This window comes from Promicromonospora sp. NFX87 (assembly GCF_048564965.1).
Taxonomy (GTDB): Bacteria; Actinomycetota; Actinomycetes; order Actinomycetales; family Cellulomonadaceae; genus Promicromonospora.
Genome location: NZ_CP183413.1, coordinates 4,239,194 through 4,254,613, shown reverse-complemented (window position 1 = coordinate 4,254,613; position 15,420 = coordinate 4,239,194). Strand labels below are relative to the sequence as shown.

The window sequence follows — 15,420 nt, the reverse complement described above, 5'->3', positions numbered from 1 at the left end:
CTCACGGTCCGGTCTGGTCCGCGGCGGTGGAGGGTAACGGTGACGGCGCCGCGTCGCAGCCGTTCGGTGGCTGTGAGTCGGACGGCTGCCCGGGCCTCTCCGGCCCCGGCGTCGGTCGCGACGCACGCGCCGATGACGCGCACTCGCGCGGACCGGGGGTCGGTCCGGTGCTCGGCGTGCTCGTCGGCATGGTGGGGGTCGGCGCGAGCGAGGCCGGAGCGCCTGGCATGACTCCGCCCGGTTCTGGCCACAGCAGAGCCGTGCCGATCCCGGCACTGCCGAGCAGAACCACCGCGGCCGCCAGCGCCCACACCGCGGAACGACGGCGGGGGAGTGCCGGCCGCTCTCCGTACCGGAGGATCTCCACCCCGGACGACGAGGCGTCGTCCGGCTCCGGCCCTGGCGCCGGCTGCGCGGCGGTACGGGACCGGGTGCGCACCAGGGCGTCGGAACGCGTGCGGGTCAGGTCCAGCTCAAGGTCGACCTGGCTCAAGGCACGCCGCGCGCGGGTCAGGGTGTCATCCGGCTTTCTCATCAGGTCTCCTGACCTTCGGTCACGGTGCGGTAGGCGGCGCGCAGCCGACGTCGTGCCCGGTACACGCGGGTGGCGGCCGACGCCGTCGTGCAGCCGAGCACCTGGGCGATCTCGGCGGTGCTCAGCTCAGCGGCGGCCAGCAGCTCGACGACCTCACGGTCGGTCGGGCGCAGGAGCGCCAGCGCGCGGTGGAGGACGTCGAGCTCGTCCACCAGGCGGGCGTCGTCCGGGCCGGGAGCCCTGGGGTGGCGCAGCGTCCGCTCGGCGAGGGCCGTCCGACGCCGCTCGGCCCGGACCTGGTTGGCCAGCACCCGCCGGGCGATGGCGAACAGCCAGGCCCGCGGGTCGTCGGGAAGCTCGCCCTTGCGCCAGGCGATCGCGAAGACCTCTGCCACGACGTCCTCCGCCTCGGCCGCGGCGAGCCGGGTTCGCGCGTACCTGTGCACCGCGCGTGCGTGGTCGGCGAACAGCGACTCGGTCTGGTCCGGCGTGAGCGGACCGGAAGAGACGTCGCGTGGCTCGGTATGGGTGGACAGGACGTCTCCCGGGGGTGCGGCAGTGGGACGGGTGCGGGCTGCTGCGGGCCTGCGAAACGGTCGGTGTCCGGGAGCGGGCTCGCCATGACACCCGGTCGGTGTCGTCCACGTCACATCACTGCGCGGTGATGGCGTGCGTCCCTGCTCACACTCACCGCGGCGCCACGCATCGCCCCGCTATTCGAACGTTACGAAAGCACGTACGCTATGTTCGATACCTGATGAAGGAGTCGTGATGAGCGCAGACATGGTGACGCACACCTATGTGCCAGAGGGATCGGAACCGGAAGCGGCTGAGGTGCTCAGCTTTCTGGCGGCTCATGCGGAGAAGCGTGGGGCCGAGCCCGTACGCCGGTTCCTGCTGGTCGGCAGTGGTGAAGGTGAGCAGATCGAGCTGCCTGGAACCGTGTACCGCGCCCTGCTGCAGGTGGTCGAGGCGCTCGCTGCGGGTAAGGCCGTCACGGTCTCTCCGACCGAGCCGCAGTTGACGACCCAGCAGGCGGCAGACCTGCTGGGCGTATCGCGTCCGACGGTGGTGCGGATGGTCGAGTCGGGTGAACTGGCTGCGGAGCGCAACGGGAACCGGCGTCGACTGCTGCTGGGCGATGTGCTCGCTTACCGTGAGCGACGTCGGGCGCGCCAGTACGCGATGCTCGAGGCGACGGCGGTGGACCTGGACGACGAGGACGACCCTGCCGAGATGATCGAACGATTGCGTGAGGCGCGAAGCGCGGCTGCAGCGTACCGGCGAGGGTGATCGAATGTTCACGGCGTTGCTGGACACATCGGTCCTGTGGCCGAGCCTGCAGCGGGACTTCCTGCTCAGTATGGCCGCTGAGGGTCTGTATCGGCCGATCTGGTCCCAAGCGATCCTTGACGAGCTGGTGCGGGTCGAGGCGGACAAGCGGGTCCGCCGCGGTGCCGAGCCGGAGCAGGCAGGCGGGGCAGCCCGTCGCCTGATCGACCAGATGGGTTGGGCCTTCGATGACTCGTGCGTCGAGGGTTGGGAGCCGTTGGAGGGCTCCTACGGTCTACCTGACCCGGACGACGAGCATCTTGTCGCGGCAGCGGTCGTAGGCGGTGCCGGCGTGATAGTCAGCGACAACGTCAAGGACTTGCCGGCAAAGCTCCTGCCGGACGGGCTGACGGTGGTCCGCGCAGCTCGGTTTGCGGCGGACTCGGTCTCGGTGTCACCGGAAACCGCTGTGCGGGCACTGGGCAAGATCAGCGCCAGGTACTCCAGTCCGCAACGCACTATCGGCGATCTGCTCGACCTTCTGGACTCACGCTATGGCATGCAACAGGCGACAGCGATGATTCGCGAAGCGCACTGAACTCGGCGTTGCGGGCGGTTCAGCGACGGGTGTCTCTCAGCCTGCTGCCTTGGCTGCGGCCTTCTGGGCCTTCTTGAAAGCGCGGACCTCCAGCAGCGCCTCGGCGCTGGTCACGTCGGCGATCGAGCGGTGGGAGCCCTCTTCGCCGAACTCGCCTGCTGCCTCGCGCCAGCCCTCAGGCTGGACCTCGCGCTGCTTACCGAGCAGGGCGAGGAAGATCTTGGCCTTGCGCTCCCCGTAGCCGGGCAGGGCGTTGAGCCGCTTGAGCACCTCGCGACCGGTCGGGGCTCCGCCGTCGGCGCCGCGCGCGGTCCAGATCTTCGCGGCGTCGCCGTCGTACTCCTCGACGATCGTGCGGGCGAGCTCCTGCACACGACCTGCCATGGACCGGCCGTAGCGGTGGATCGCCGGGGGTGTGGTCGCCATGGTGGTGAACTCGTCAGGGTCGGCCTCCGCGATGGCGTGCACGTCGAAGGAGCCCATGCGGTCGCGGATCTTGGCGGGGCCGGCGAACGCATGTTCCATGGGGAATTGTTGGTCCAACAACATGCCAGTGAGGAGAGCGAACGGGTCCTCGCTCAGCAGCCGGTCCGTGTCGGGGTCGCCGGTGATCCAGAGCTGGGTGGCCATAGCTCCATCTTGACGGCGATCAGTCACTCAGGCCAACTGCGAGAAAACGCCCCGCGGACGTCGGCAACTCGCCGAGCGGCACAAACGCTCAGTCCACTGATCGCTTTCGTGACCAGCGCGCCCGACGTCGCGACACCCGGTCGGCGCCTACGATCAGACAAGAACGACAATTAGGCAGCGAGACCCGGGCAGTTCTCACGGTGGAAGCGGCTGTCGCCGCATCAGAGAGAGGTACTCGACTGATGGGTTCGGAGACGGTTCGGAAGACGGTCGACGCTGTCGACGAGGAGGGCGAGCGGTACCTGCGGGCGCTCTGCGACGAGCACGGCGTGACGGTCGAGCGGATAGGTGTCCGGACTCCGGACCCAGTTCTGCTCCTGGCGCTCGTCGGGCTCCTGCCCGTGGTCTCGTTCGTGATGGAGCGCTGGCACGACCGGTACCTCGGCGGGCAGATCATCGACCTGCGGCCTGGTGCGGAGCAGCTGGCCCGTCGCGATCGCGGGCTCGCGTACGGGTACGTGATCGTCCACGCGGTCGACGGCTCCGTGACGGTTCACGTGCAAGAGCTGCCCAACCAGACGTTCGAGATCGTCAAGGCCGTCGTCGATGCCATCGGTGGGATGGCGGGCAAGGGCGTGCAGGAGATCGCCCAGATCGCCAGGAACCAGGTTGGCGGCCAGGCCTCGGTGGAGATCGAGGACAAGGGCGCATGAGGTATCCGGGCCTGGAGCCGGTCGGCTCCGGCCCGGCTGCATCGGGCTGGGCACTGGCCGGGACCGACCTCGCCGAAGCGGAACGGGTCCTGCGTCGTCAGGGAACCGAGACGATCAAGCTGATCGAAGTCCTGCGAAGGCGTGGGTGCCTACCTCAGGCCGCACAGGTTCTTCAGGCTGCCCGCCGTGCTGGCCCGGAGCACGTGCTGCTGACCTTTGCCGAGGCGAACCTTCGATGGAACGAGAGCGACCTGCAGCGGGCGAAGGCCTGCTACAGCGCTGCCTTTCACGCGTGGGACCAGGCCGGGAACCAGGACGGACGCCTTGCCGCGCAGCTCGGCTACGCGCGCTGCGAGCGGATCACGGTGGGACGGACCGAGCGGTCGACGCTCGACGCCGCGCAGCGGACGGCAGCCGAGGTCCACGACGAGGACCTGCTTGCCGACCTGCAGCGAGAGCGCGCGGCGTGGGCGCTGATCGACGGCGAGCACGATGCCGCTCGACGACTCGCGGGTGGGGCGTCGGAGACTCATCGACGGACCGGTGATCTGTATCTTGCGGGACAGGCCGATGTTCTCGTGGCGCGGGCGTGGAACGCGGGCGGCGACGAGAACCGGGCGATCGCCTTGCTGCAAGAGGTCCGCGAACGGTCCGTCGAGATCGGTTCGGTCGACCTGCGGCTGCTGTCCGTCGTCTTTCTCGGGCAGATCCTCCAGCGTGGTGCCGCGCCCGACTCGGACCGTTGGCAGGCTGCCGAGGCGATGCTGGCCGAGGAGGTCGATGGCGCGCACGACCCGATCACGCGCGCCGAGATACTGCTTCCGCTCGCTCATCTCCACCTGGCGGCAGGAGCGTTCGACCAGGCGGCCGATGAGCTTGACGAGTACATGGAGCTGTACACGGCGGCAGGTGGGAACAGGGTCAGCACGGGCAACTACTACAAGGCGCGGGCGCGGCTCGCGCTGGCTCGTGGAGGTGGTGGCGGGGTCATCCGCTCGGTTCGGCACACCCCTCGCCTGATCGCTGCGGTCAGCGCTGCACGTCGAGACCTGCGTCGCGCGGCACGTTCCTATCGCGACGCGGGACTCGAACCCGGCCGGCGCAGCATCGAGTGGCACATCGGCGTGCTCGACCTGATGGCTGCGGGACGGCCCTTGAAGCGTCGGGCGTCGGCCGACGTCGCGAACCAGTTCGACATGGCCCTGGAGAAGCTCGTCCAGGGAGAGAGGTTCCGGACGACAGGGCGGTGGAAAGCCGCCCGGGCCGCCTATGTCGAGGCCGAGTCCAGGGCGATCGCCTGCGAGGCGACCGCGATGGCGGTGGCCGCGACGGCGTGCCGCGCGGAGGCCGCTTATGCCGCGGGTGCCGCGGACGAGGCGCTGGATGCGATCCGATCGATGTTGCGTCACTCGGAAGCGATCAGGGGAGCTGTCTCGCAAGGTTCCGCCCGAGGGAACGTGGGACTCGTTGCCCGTTCCAACTACGAACGGGCGGCGGTGCTCGCGGCCCGGCTGGGTGATGCGGACCTTGCCCTCGAGCTCGTCGAGCGTCTTCGCACCGAACGGCTGGCGGGGCTGCTACGCAGCGATAGCCAGGCGCTGCCCGACGACGTGCGAGAACTGCTCGCCGAGATCGACCGTGCGAGTTCGGCGCTGCTGGGCGCCATGCCTGGCGCGACCGTCGTTCGCTCCGTGCGGTCCGCGGAGGTCGAAGGAGCATGGACTGGTCTCTCGGCGGACGCGCTGACTGAACGGCTGGAGTCTCTCTACGCTGAGCTGGGACGGCGTACGTCTGATCTCTTCGCCTCTGCAGTGGGGGCGGTCCCGGTCGACTGGGAAGCAATCGCAGCGGTAACGCAGGACGTCCTGGCACTGGTGACCGTTCCTGACGACACGGGAGATGTGGTCATTGCTGTCTGGCGCTCGTCCGAGGGGAAGACTGCCGTCGCCGTCACCGAGGTCGACGAGGACCTGCTGCTTCTGCGTGACACGCTCGTGCGCCCGGGAAGCCAGGGCCTAGTAGATCGAGTCGGTCTCACCGCCTCCGATCTGCACGCCGTGGGTCGCCTTCTGCCGCCGGAGTTCGCCGCGGCGTTGGGGAACGCATCGTCACCCGTCAGGTTGGTCATCGTCCCGACGTCCTGGATGTGGGCTGTTCCGTTTGCTGGAGTGCCGATCGGTGGGGAAGGCGCCGGTCTCCTCATCGACAGGGCTGACATCGTCCTTGCGCCGTCGATCCGCTTCTTCATCGAGCTCGCGAGGCGCCGCGCGGCGGGCGCCGAGCACGGCACCGGTGCCGTCTCCTGGCAAGCGCCCGGCTCGGGGATCGTTGCGCCGGAGGTTGATGCGCTCCGACACCATGGCGGGGAGACTGTCGAACTGAGCAGTGCAGCTGAGGTTCGCGAGGCGTTCGTCCGCGGAGGTCACCGCTACCGGACCGCGGTTCTGGCGGCACACGGGAATCGCAAGCCCGGCATGGCGCAGGCCGTACTGGACGGCGATCGACCGGTGCTGTCAGCTTCCGACTACCTGGACGGCGAGCGAATGCCGCCACGCTTCCTGTCGCTCGCCTCGTGCCACAGCGGCTACCCAGGTGGAGACGATCCGCATGAACCCCTCGGCCTCGCTCTCGCGGCACTGACGGCGGGAGTCCAGCAGGTGGTGTCGTCGTCGTTCGAGATGGATGCGTACGAAGGCCCGGCGACGGACTGCCTCAGGCGCCTCTACACGGAGCTCGCGCACAACAGCGACGCGCCGGCTGTGCTCTCCCGGATCCTCCGCGAAGGCAGACACAACGAGGAGCCGCTGTACCGGTGGGCCGTCCTGTCCGTCATTGGAGCCCCGGCAGGCTGACTGGGAAGTGGCACGCCCACGCGTCCCACCTGAATCAGAGGATCAACCGGTCCACGATCTCCAACGTGTCCGACGTGAAGTGCCCGTCGTCGCGCACCACCAGCGTCCCGCCGAGCCTGTCGAACATGGCCCGCCCCTGGTCGGCGTCGCAGCCGAACTCGTCCTCGACCGAGTTGAGGAACACCAGGTCACGGACGTGCGACCGGATCGCCTCCCAGTCGTACGAGTCCTGCAGCACCGGCTCGGCATTGTCGTTCGGCACCGTCGAGTACCCGGCCACGAGCACCGCCTGCGCCACCGTGACGTCCAGATGTTCGAGGACCGCCAGCAGCAGGGCGGCCCCGCCCGAGTGCCCCACCAGAACGGTGTCCTCGGAGAAGGTGTGCGCGGCGAGCACCCTCGGCAGGAGCTCGGCAACCGGCTCCACGTTGATCCCGGGGTGGTGCGGCGTCTCGACGTCGTACCCGCGGGCACGCAGCCGGCCCGCGAGCCACGGGTACCAGATCCACTCCGGCCGAGCGCCGGTCCCGTGAAAGATGATCGCCCTGCGTCCCATCAGCCCTCCCTCGACACGGCTGACGTCTCGGGCACCACACCGAGGTTGACCTGGTCCAGCACCGGCTCGAACCCGATCGCCGCGTACACCTTGTTCGACACCGGGTTGTTCCGGTCGGTGTAGAGGCAGACCCGGTCGCCGGCGTCGAGCACGCGCTGAGCCACCTCGGCGACCATCGCCCGCGCGTACCCGCGCCCACGGTGCTCGGCCGGCGTGTAGACGGGGCCGATCCGGACCACGCCGAACGCCGGCGGCCGCATGCCCGTCAGGTGCACCACCTCGCCGTCGACGTCCCACAGCCAGAGGGTGCCGTCCTCGATCCAGCGCTGCGCGCCCTCGATCCGCAGCGGTACGGCCTCCGGCGGGCGCCCGGCCTGGGCGTCGGCCTCCGGGTGGAACTCGGCGAACCATGCGGTGACCAGGTCCAGGTCGGCCAGCGTGGCCGGGCGCGCTCTGCCGGACGGCGCAGGGTCCGGCCCGGTGACGCGCTTCGCCTCCCAGAGCCGGTCGGGGCGGTCCTCGAACACCGTCCCGCCGGTGGACCGCAGCACCTCGTCGGTGAAGATGCGAACGGCGGGCATCGGGCCGTTGGCCGAGATCAGGGGTGGCTCGCCGGACCGCGCCGTGTGGTCGAGCGCCGTGCGGGCCAGCAGCCGTGCCGCGTCGTCGGGCAGCGCCGGGACCCATACGGTGTGCGGCGCGTGCGGCATGGTGCGCATCGACACGGCGACCACCGCGTCGTCCGCGTCCCGCACGACCGCCCACCACATCGGGTGCTCCGGACGCGGCCCGCCGGGCGCGAAGGTCCGCGCGGCGTGGTGCGTGACCGACGCGACGACGCTCCAGAGCACAGGCTCGGCGGCCAGGAGGTCACCCGCCGCGGCCAGGACTGCCGCCGGATCATCGAGGAGCTCGACGCTGTGTGCGGTGGTCATGCCGAGATCCTGGCACGCGCGGCCCGCCCGATCGAGCTGTTTCGCGGGCGACCGTTCCCGGCGCGCCCCCGCGCAGCAGCTACCGGACCAGCCGCACCTCGAGCACGTCCGTGTCCGGGTCGGTGACGGTGACGCCGTCGGGCAGGAAGCCCGCGCGCTGGAAGAACTTGCGCGCCCGCGGGTTGGTCGCGTACGTCCAGAGCTGGGCCGACGTGCCGGGCGGGAGGATGTTCTCCAGCAGGGCGTGACCGACGTTGGTCCCGTGGAAGTTCGGGTCGACGTACAGCTCGTGCAGCTCGATGGCGCGGGCCGGCGGGTGGCCGAGGTGCGGGCCGGACGGGTTCTTCATCGCGAAGCCGACGATCTTGTCGCCGACCTCGGCGACGAGCGCCTTGTTGCCCGCGGCGAGGATGCGCATCCAGCCCTCCGTGCGGGTCCCGAGCGTCTCGGTTTTCCAGTGCTCGGCCGACAGGAGCTCGCCGAAGACCGCGCGCCGGGTGGTCCAGTGCACCGCGGCGATACCGACGGCGTCGTCCGGGATCGAGGCGCGGATGTGGAAGTCAGACATGAGTCGAACCGTAACCCGACTATCTGACCATCCGTACCTCGGCGAGGTCGGCGGTGGTCGTGTCGACGACCCGCGTGCCCTCCATGACGAACCCGTTGCGCTCGTAGAAGCGCTGGGCGCGCGGGTTGTCCTCCGCGACCCACAGCTGCGCGCCCGTCCCGGGAGGCACGACGGCGTCCAGCAGGGCCTGGCCGACGCCGGTCCCCTGGTGGGCCTCCAGGACGTACAGCAGGTACAGCTGCCGGTTACGCATGGGCAGCACGTCCTCCTGCTCGACGGCGTCGCCGGACATCGCGATGCCGACCACCTCGCCACCCACCTCGGCGAGGACGGGCGCCGCGCCGTTCGCCAGCCACCGCTCCCAGGTCTTCGTGCGCCGCTCGAGCGTGGCAGTGGCCCAGAACTCGGGCGGAAGGATCTGACCGTAGGTGGTGACCCAGGTCGTGTGGTGCACCCGGGCGACGGCAGCGGCGTCGGACAGCTTGGCTGTGCGCAAGTTCACGACGCGAAACATACTCCCGCGCCGGGGCGGTCGATGACACGCGACCGCCGCAGGGACGTCAGGCGGGGTGCAGCGTCCCGACCAGGCAGTCCTCGATACCGACCGCGGACAGGAGCTTCGACGGCACCGAGCCGAGCCACCCGACCGCCTCGTACGCCGGCACGAGCCGGACGTCCTTGACCAGGAAGTCGGTGCCGGCGCGCGTCAGCCGCACGGTTCCGGCGCTCATCGTGTTGCGGGCCCAATCGGTCCCGGAGCCCCACGGGAGCGGCAGCACCGCGACGATCTCCTGCTCGGGCCGGGCCGCGAACGCGACCAACGGGGTGCTGTATTCCTTCCCGGACTTGCGTCCGACGTGGTGCAGCACCACCCACGGCGAGACCTGCCCGGCGATGCGGAGCATCCACGGGTTGACGAGCTTGCCTGCCTTGACGACGAGATCCGGTGCGGCCATGGCTCCCATCATCGTTCAGGTACGCGGATCCGTCAGCATGGGGGCGCTACCCGCGCGCCGCCGGACCCTCAGTCGCGGTCGAAGGAGAGCACCGGCCGTCCCGTCCGCGGATGCGTCAGCACGTCGACCCGCACCCCGTACACCGGCTCCAGCACTGCCGGGACGAGCACATCGGAGACCGGGCCCGCCGCGACGACCCGGCCCTGGTCCAGCAGGACCAGGTGGTCGCAGGTCGAGGCCGCGAGGTTCAGGTCGTGCAGGGCGGTGACCACGGTGACGCCGTCCGCCGCGAGGTCGCGCAGCACCCGCATGGCGTGCAGCTGGGCGGCGATGTCGAGGTGGTTGGTCGGCTCGTCGAGCAGGATCAGCCGCGGCTGCTGCGCCAGGGCGCGGGCCATGTGGACCCGCTGGCGCTCGCCGCCCGACAGGGTGCCGACCTCGCGGTCGCCGAGCTCGGCGGCGCCCGCCGCGGCGAGGGCCGTGTGCGCGGCGGCGCGGTCGGCGTCCGAGTCGCCCGCGAGCAGGGAGCGGTGCGGGATGCGGCCCAGGAGCACCGCGTCCAGCACGGACAGCGGCAGGTCGGTGCCGGCGTCCTGCTCCACCAGGGCGAGCAGCCGGGCGCGCTCGCGGCGCGGCATCGCGCGCAGGTCGGCGCCGTCGAACGCCGTCGCCGGGTCCGTCGCGGGTTCCGGGGCCGACGACGGCGCGCGCACCCCGCCGTCGGACGGCGACGTGGCGCGCCCCGCCTGCTGCACCCCGGCGAGAACACGCAGCAGCGTGGACTTGCCCGAGCCGTTCGGCCCCAGCAGCCCGGTGACGGCGCCGCCGGGGGCGACCACCCCGACGTCGTCCAGCACGACCCGCCCGCTGATGTCCCAAGACACCTGTCCAGCCCTCAACCCTCGTTGAGTGCTGGATATCTGCCCTGTCGGAGGCGTCTGGGTGGACAAATATCCAGCACTCAACGGTTTCCCTTCCAGAGCAACAGGGCGAAGATCGGGGCGCCTATGGCGGCCGTGACGATGCCTACCGGGAGCTCGCGGGGCTCGAAGACGGTGCGGGCGAGGGTGTCGGCCCAGACCAGGAACGATGCACCGGCCAGCGCGGACAGCGGCAGCAGCAGGCGGTGTCGGGCCCCGGTGAACAGCCGCACCGCATGCGGCAGGATCAGCCCGACGAACCCGATGGACCCGCTCTGCGACACGAGCGCCCCGGTCAGCAGCGCGACGCCGATCAGCAGGATCCAGCGCGCGCGGTTCACGGGCACGCCGAGCGCGGCTGCGGCCGTGTCCCCGAACGTGAACGCGTCCAGCACTGAGCCGGTCAGCGCCAGCAGCGTGCCGAGCACGAGAACCGCACCGCCCGCGATCGCCACCGACGTCCACGTCGCCGACGCGACCGAGCCCATGAGCCAGGACAGGACCTCGCGGAACGCGTCGCCCTTGGCGGACCAGAAGATCACGAACGACACGGCCGCCGCGCAGAGCTGGCTGATCGCGAGCCCCGCCAGCACGGTGCGCGTCGGCGTGATCGTGCCGAGCGCGCCCGCCAGCCCGAGGGCCAGGGCCAGCGCCCCGACGGCGCCCACGAATGCCGCGACCGGCAGCAGCAGCGGGACGCCTGCGAGCAGCACGAGCACCGCGCCCAGCGACGCGCCCGACGACAGCCCCAGCAGGTACGGGTCCGCGAGCGGGTTGCGGGTCAGCGACTGCATCACCGCGCCGCACAGTGCGAGCCCCGCGCCCACGGCGGCGGCGGTGAGGATGCGGGGCATCCGCAGCTGCCACACCATGCCGTCGCGCAGGGCAGAGAGCGGCTCGAGGCCGAGCGCGCCGCCCAGACCGAGGTGGGTCGCGACCGAGCGGCCGACCTCCGACAGGGCGAGGTCGGCCGGACCGATCGTCACCGCGACGCCGATGCTCAGGACGAGCGCGAGGGTCGCGACCGGTAGGGCCAGGCCGGGTCTCGACAAGCGGGTCCTGAGCCTGTCGAAGGGCGACCACCGGAGGCTCACAGGTCGAGGTCCGCCAGCTGGTCCACCACCGAGGCGACGGCGTCGACGTTCCGGACGCCGGCCTCGGTCGCCGGGAACGGCACCACGACGTAGCGCCCCTCCTTGACCGCCGTCATCTCGCGGGTCGCCGGGTTGGACTCCAGCGTCTCGATCTTGGCGTCCGCGGGGTTCCACGCGGCGTCGACCAGCACCAGGACGTCGGGGTCGGCCTCGACGACGTTCTCCCAGCCGAGCGAGGTCCAGGTGTCGTGGACGTCGGCCGAGACGTTGGTCAGCCCGGCCGCCTCCATGATCATCTGCGGCGCGCCGATGCCGGCGCCCACGTACGGGGTGTCGTCGCCCGAGGACCACCACAGCGCCGTCAGCCCGCGGTCGTCCGGCTCGATGGCGTCGAGCGCCGCCTGCTGCTCCTCGACCAGCTCGGTCGCGGCGTCCTCGGCGTCGAACAGGGAGCCCACCTCCGCGATCTCGTCGAACACCGTGTCGAAGGTGAGCGGGTCCGGCATGTACCCCTCCTCCTTGCAGGCCGCGGGGGAGACGTACGTGGCGACGCCGAGCTGGGCGAGGGTCTCGCGGTCGCCGGCGGTCTCCGCGGTCAGGTTGGACTCCCAGCCCGCGTAGACGAGGTCCGGCTCCAGCGCCAGCGTGGCCTCGGAGCCGGGCGCCTCGGCCGCGAACGGCTCCTCGACGGCGGGCACCGACTCCAGAGAGTCCGGCACGGGACCGTCGAGGAACGCCGAGCCGACGATCCGGTCGCCCAGGCCGAGCGCCAGCAGCGTCTCCGTGGTGGACGACTTGATGGTCACCACGCGCTCCGGCGGCGCCTCGACCACCGCCTCGAAGCCGCAGTTGTCGAGGGTGACGGGAAAGCCGCCCGACGCCGGCGACGCGCCCCCGGCGTCCGGCTCACCGGAGGCAGGGGCCGAGCAGGCAGCGAGGGCGAGCGCCGCGACGGCGGCGATCGCGGGCAGGACGACAGCACGGGACGGACGGACGCGAAGGGGGTGCACGCGAGGGCTCCAGGGGTCGACGAACATCCCACAGCGGGAGAGCCATGGGGTGAGCAGCGACGCGCCATCTCGCGTCCAGGCGGGAAGCGGCTCACACTGAGAGCCACGTCAACGAGCCAAAGAAGGCTCGCGACCCGCCGTCACGATACACCGGCCCGATTCGGCCCTCACGGCCGTTTCGCTGTCGGCGTCGTCTCCGGTCCGGAGTGGACCAAACGCCTGTGCCAGCGGCAGGCACCGCCGGAACAAACGTCACGTCCCGGAAACGGGTAGGGGCTCGCAGCGGAAACAGGCCCCGGCTTTGCTAGGTCACCTGCTGAGGCGAGGGAGTTTGCATGAGCACCGTGCGAGTTGCGTTCACACAGGCACGCTGGACCGGCGACAAGGAATCGATGATCGCCCTGCACGAGGCGTGGGCCCGGGAGGCCGCGAGCCAGGGCGCGCAGGTGATCGCGTTCCAGGAGCTCTTCTACGGCCCGTACTTCGGCATCACGCAGGACCCGGCCTACTACCGCTACGCCGAGCCGGCGGACGGGCCCACCGTCGAACGGTTCGCGGCGCTCGCGGCCGAGCTCGGCATCGTCATGGTCCTGCCGATCTACGAGGAGGCGCAGCCGGGCGTCCTGTACAACACGGCGGTCGTGGTCGACGCCGACGGCACCGTGCTCGGCAGCTACCGCAAGCACCACATCCCGAACCTCGACAAGTTCTGGGAGAAGTTCTACTTCCGGCCCGGCAACCTGGGCTTCCCGGTCTTCGACACGGCCGTCGGGAAGATCGGCGTCTACATCTGCTACGACCGGCACTTCCCCGAGGGCTGGCGTGAGCTGGCGCTGAACGGCGCGCAGATCGTCTTCAACCCCAACGCGACCAAGCCGGGGCTGTCCAACCGGCTCTGGGAGATCGAGCAGCCGGCCGCCGCGGTCGCCAACGGCTACTTCGTCGTGGCGAACAACCGGGTGGGCCTGGAGGACAACGAGTACGGCTCCGATGCCGTGAACTTCTACGGGTCCTCGTACGCCGTCGGGCCGGACGGGAACTACGTGGGGGAGGTCGCCTCGTCCACGAGCGACGAGCTCGTGGTGCGCGACCTCGACCTGGACCAGGTGCGCGAGGTCCGCGAGCGCTGGCAGTTCTTCCGCGACCGCCGCCCGGACGCCTACACGGCCATCACCGCCCCGTAGCGGACACGCAGGCGAAGTAGAGCGTGCGTCCGGACATGCGCTCTACCCCGCGGCAATGCGGACGGCGAAGTAGAGCGTGCGTCCGGACACACGCTCTACTTCGCGGCAGATGCGGGACCGGCATCCCGGACCGAGATCCCAGACCGACATGGAGGGCACGATGACGACACTCATCACCGGCGGGACGGTCGTGAACGCGACGGGCACGGTAGTGGCCGACGTGCTGATCGACGGCGAGAAGGTGGTCGCCGTCGTCCTGCCCGGAAGTACCGCCCTGGGGGCGGACCTGGCCGCCACCGCGGACCGCGTGATCGACGCGACCGGCAAGTACGTGGTGCCCGGCGGTGTCGACGCCCACACGCACATGGAGCTCCCGTTCGGCGGCACCGCCGCGAGCGACACGTTCGAGACCGGCACGACGGCGGCGGCGTGGGGCGGCACCACCACCATCGTCGACTTCGCCGTGCAGAAGCAGGGCGAGCGCGTCCAGGACGGCCTGGAGGCGTGGCACAAGCGCGCGGCCGGCAACTGCGCCATCGACTACGCGTTCCACCAGATCATCGGCGGGGTGGACGACGACTCGCTCGCCGCGATGCGCACCCTCGTCGACGAGGGCATCACCAGCTACAAGATGTTCATGGCCTACCCCGGCGTCTTCTACGCCGACGACGCCCAGATCCTGCGCGCCATGCAGGTGGCCCGGGACGAGGGCCTGCTCACGATGATGCACGCCGAGAACGGCCCGGCGATCGACGTCCTGGCCGCCCAGCTCGTCGCGGCCGGCAAGACGGACCCCTACTACCACGGGCTCGCGCGCCCCTGGCAGCTCGAGGAGGAGGCGACGCACCGGGCGATCATGCTCAGCGACCTCACCGGCGCGCCCCTGTACGTGGTGCACGTCAGCGCGAAGCAGGCGGTCGCCCAGCTCGCGGCCGCCCGGGACGCGGGCAAGAACGTGTTCGGCGAGACCTGCCCCCAGTACCTGTACCTGTCGCTGGAGGAGCAGCTCGGGGCCTCCAGCGAGGAGTGGGGCTCCTTCGAGGGCGCCAAGTGGGTGTGCTCGACGCCGCTGCGTGCGCGGGCGGAGGGACACCAGGACGCGATGTGGCAGGCCCTGCGGACCAACGACCTGCAGGTGGTCTCCACGGACCACTGCCCGTTCTGCATGACGGACCAGAAGGAGCTGGGGCGGGGCGACTTCCGGGCGATCCCGAACGGGATCGGCAGTGTGGAGCACCGCATGGACCTGCTCTACCAGGGCGTGGTCACCGGTCGGCTGAGCCTGGAGCGCTGGGTCGAGCTCTGCTCGGTGACCCCGGCGCGGATGTTCGGCATGTACGGCACCAAGGGCGTCATCCAGCCGGGAGCCGACGCCGACATCGTCGTGTACGACCCGGCGGGGCTCACCACCCTCGGCGTCCGCACGCACCACATGAACATGGACCACTCCGCCTGGGAGGGCGTCGAGATCGACGGGCACGTCGACGTCGTCCTCTCGCGCGGCGAGGTGGTCGTGGACGACGGCGGGTTCCACGGCCGGGCCGGTCACGGCCGGTTCGTGAAGCGCGGCCTGAGCCAGTACCTCGTTTAGGGCTTG

17 protein-coding genes are annotated in these 15,420 nt (G+C 70.7%); 6 read left to right on the top strand and 11 right to left on the bottom strand.

Features of this window, described 5'->3' with window-relative positions; all coding sequences use genetic code 11:
• Nucleotide 1: 1 nt before the first annotated feature.
• Both ACNYC2_RS19070 and ACNYC2_RS19065 read right to left on the bottom strand, forming a co-directional pair.
• Nucleotides 2–535, bottom strand: a complete 534-nt coding sequence (locus ACNYC2_RS19070; protein WP_419703301.1) for a hypothetical protein — start codon at nucleotides 533–535, stop codon at nucleotides 2–4.
• The gene (locus ACNYC2_RS19065; protein WP_419703300.1) at nucleotides 535–981 is read right to left on the bottom strand and encodes an RNA polymerase sigma factor; all 447 of its coding nucleotides are present in this window, start codon (nucleotides 979–981) and stop codon (nucleotides 535–537) included. The genes ACNYC2_RS19070 and ACNYC2_RS19065 overlap by 1 nt, the downstream gene beginning before the upstream one ends.
• Before the next feature lie 325 nt (nucleotides 982–1,306).
• Between ACNYC2_RS19065 and ACNYC2_RS19060 the strand changes: the two genes are divergently transcribed.
• Together ACNYC2_RS19060 and ACNYC2_RS19055 are read left to right on the top strand one after the other, a co-directional pair.
• Complete coding sequence (locus ACNYC2_RS19060) at nucleotides 1,307–1,828, top strand: helix-turn-helix domain-containing protein (protein WP_419703299.1); 522 nt, start codon at nucleotides 1,307–1,309, stop codon at nucleotides 1,826–1,828.
• Nucleotides 1,829–1,832: 4 nt separating this feature from the next.
• On the top strand, nucleotides 1,833–2,405 hold the full coding sequence (locus tag ACNYC2_RS19055; protein WP_419703298.1) for a PIN domain-containing protein: 573 nt from the start codon (nucleotides 1,833–1,835) through the stop codon (nucleotides 2,403–2,405).
• Between the two features lie 36 nt (nucleotides 2,406–2,441).
• Here ACNYC2_RS19055 and ACNYC2_RS19050 read toward each other — a convergent pair whose 3' ends face one another.
• Nucleotides 2,442–3,035, bottom strand: a complete 594-nt coding sequence (locus ACNYC2_RS19050) for an HhH-GPD-type base excision DNA repair protein (protein ID WP_419703297.1) — start codon at nucleotides 3,033–3,035, stop codon at nucleotides 2,442–2,444.
• Nucleotides 3,036–3,277: 242 nt separating this feature from the next.
• Between ACNYC2_RS19050 and ACNYC2_RS19045 the strand changes: the two genes are divergently transcribed.
• Nucleotides 3,278–3,748: a hypothetical protein gene (locus ACNYC2_RS19045; RefSeq protein ID WP_419703296.1), complete on the top strand. Its 471-nt coding sequence runs from the start codon at nucleotides 3,278–3,280 to the stop codon at nucleotides 3,746–3,748.
• Entirely contained in the window at nucleotides 3,745–6,600 is a 2,856-nt protein-coding gene (locus ACNYC2_RS19040; RefSeq protein ID WP_419703295.1) for a CHAT domain-containing protein, read from the top strand. Before ACNYC2_RS19045 ends, ACNYC2_RS19040 begins: the two co-directional genes overlap by 4 nt.
• A gap of 34 nt (nucleotides 6,601–6,634) precedes the next feature.
• Here ACNYC2_RS19040 and ACNYC2_RS19035 read toward each other — a convergent pair whose 3' ends face one another.
• From ACNYC2_RS19035 to ACNYC2_RS19000, 8 genes are all read right to left on the bottom strand, one after another.
• The gene (locus ACNYC2_RS19035) at nucleotides 6,635–7,156 is read right to left on the bottom strand and encodes an RBBP9/YdeN family alpha/beta hydrolase (protein ID WP_419703294.1); all 522 of its coding nucleotides are present in this window, start codon (nucleotides 7,154–7,156) and stop codon (nucleotides 6,635–6,637) included.
• The gene (locus tag ACNYC2_RS19030; RefSeq protein ID WP_419703293.1) at nucleotides 7,156–8,091 is read right to left on the bottom strand and encodes a GNAT family N-acetyltransferase; all 936 of its coding nucleotides are present in this window, start codon (nucleotides 8,089–8,091) and stop codon (nucleotides 7,156–7,158) included. Before ACNYC2_RS19030 ends, ACNYC2_RS19035 begins: the two co-directional genes overlap by 1 nt.
• Before the next feature lie 79 nt (nucleotides 8,092–8,170).
• Nucleotides 8,171–8,659, bottom strand: coding sequence for an N-acetyltransferase family protein (locus ACNYC2_RS19025; RefSeq protein WP_419703292.1), 489 nt, complete (start codon nucleotides 8,657–8,659; stop codon nucleotides 8,171–8,173).
• Nucleotides 8,660–8,678: 19 nt separating this feature from the next.
• Nucleotides 8,679–9,161: an N-acetyltransferase family protein gene (locus ACNYC2_RS19020; RefSeq protein WP_419703291.1), complete on the bottom strand. Its 483-nt coding sequence runs from the start codon at nucleotides 9,159–9,161 to the stop codon at nucleotides 8,679–8,681.
• A 58-nt stretch (nucleotides 9,162–9,219) separates the two neighbouring features.
• The gene (locus ACNYC2_RS19015; protein WP_419703290.1) at nucleotides 9,220–9,615 is read right to left on the bottom strand and encodes a nitroreductase family deazaflavin-dependent oxidoreductase; all 396 of its coding nucleotides are present in this window, start codon (nucleotides 9,613–9,615) and stop codon (nucleotides 9,220–9,222) included.
• Between the two features lie 68 nt (nucleotides 9,616–9,683).
• Complete coding sequence (locus tag ACNYC2_RS19010) at nucleotides 9,684–10,499, bottom strand: ATP-binding cassette domain-containing protein (protein ID WP_419703289.1); 816 nt, start codon at nucleotides 10,497–10,499, stop codon at nucleotides 9,684–9,686.
• A 77-nt stretch (nucleotides 10,500–10,576) separates the two neighbouring features.
• A complete protein-coding gene (locus tag ACNYC2_RS19005) occupies nucleotides 10,577–11,587 on the bottom strand; it encodes a putative F420-0 ABC transporter permease subunit (RefSeq protein WP_419703288.1) in 1,011 nt (336 codons plus the stop codon).
• Nucleotides 11,588–11,625: 38 nt separating this feature from the next.
• Nucleotides 11,626–12,639 (bottom strand): putative F420-0 ABC transporter substrate-binding protein, encoded by a 1,014-nt coding sequence (locus ACNYC2_RS19000; protein ID WP_419703287.1) that lies wholly within the window; start codon nucleotides 12,637–12,639, stop codon nucleotides 11,626–11,628.
• Nucleotides 12,640–12,974: 335 nt separating this feature from the next.
• Here ACNYC2_RS19000 and ACNYC2_RS18995 point away from each other — a divergent pair, with 335 nt between their 5' ends.
• Nucleotides 12,975–13,823, top strand: coding sequence for a nitrilase-related carbon-nitrogen hydrolase (locus ACNYC2_RS18995; RefSeq protein ID WP_419703286.1), 849 nt, complete (start codon nucleotides 12,975–12,977; stop codon nucleotides 13,821–13,823).
• Between the two features lie 160 nt (nucleotides 13,824–13,983).
• Entirely contained in the window at nucleotides 13,984–15,414 is a 1,431-nt protein-coding gene (gene hydA / locus ACNYC2_RS18990; RefSeq protein WP_419703285.1) for a dihydropyrimidinase, read from the top strand.
• Nucleotides 15,415–15,420 lie beyond the last annotated feature (6 nt).

Coding starts and splice junctions, on each gene's coding strand:
- ACNYC2_RS19070 (WP_419703301.1), bottom strand. CDS start 535: ATGAGAAAGCCGGATGACACCCTGACCCGCGCGCGGCGTGCCTTGAGC.
- ACNYC2_RS19060 (WP_419703299.1), top strand. CDS start 1,307: ATGAGCGCAGACATGGTGACGCACACCTATGTGCCAGAGGGATCGGAA.
- ACNYC2_RS19055 (WP_419703298.1), top strand. CDS start 1,833: ATGTTCACGGCGTTGCTGGACACATCGGTCCTGTGGCCGAGCCTGCAG.
- ACNYC2_RS19050 (WP_419703297.1), bottom strand. CDS start 3,035: ATGGCCACCCAGCTCTGGATCACCGGCGACCCCGACACGGACCGGCTG.
- ACNYC2_RS19045 (WP_419703296.1), top strand. CDS start 3,278: ATGGGTTCGGAGACGGTTCGGAAGACGGTCGACGCTGTCGACGAGGAG.
- ACNYC2_RS19040 (WP_419703295.1), top strand. CDS start 3,745: ATGAGGTATCCGGGCCTGGAGCCGGTCGGCTCCGGCCCGGCTGCATCG.
- ACNYC2_RS19035 (WP_419703294.1), bottom strand. CDS start 7,156: ATGGGACGCAGGGCGATCATCTTTCACGGGACCGGCGCTCGGCCGGAG.
- ACNYC2_RS19030 (WP_419703293.1), bottom strand. CDS start 8,091: ATGACCACCGCACACAGCGTCGAGCTCCTCGATGATCCGGCGGCAGTC.
- ACNYC2_RS19025 (WP_419703292.1), bottom strand. CDS start 8,659: ATGTCTGACTTCCACATCCGCGCCTCGATCCCGGACGACGCCGTCGGT.
- ACNYC2_RS19015 (WP_419703290.1), bottom strand. CDS start 9,615: ATGGCCGCACCGGATCTCGTCGTCAAGGCAGGCAAGCTCGTCAACCCG.
- ACNYC2_RS18995 (WP_419703286.1), top strand. CDS start 12,975: ATGAGCACCGTGCGAGTTGCGTTCACACAGGCACGCTGGACCGGCGAC.
- hydA (WP_419703285.1), top strand. CDS start 13,984: ATGACGACACTCATCACCGGCGGGACGGTCGTGAACGCGACGGGCACG.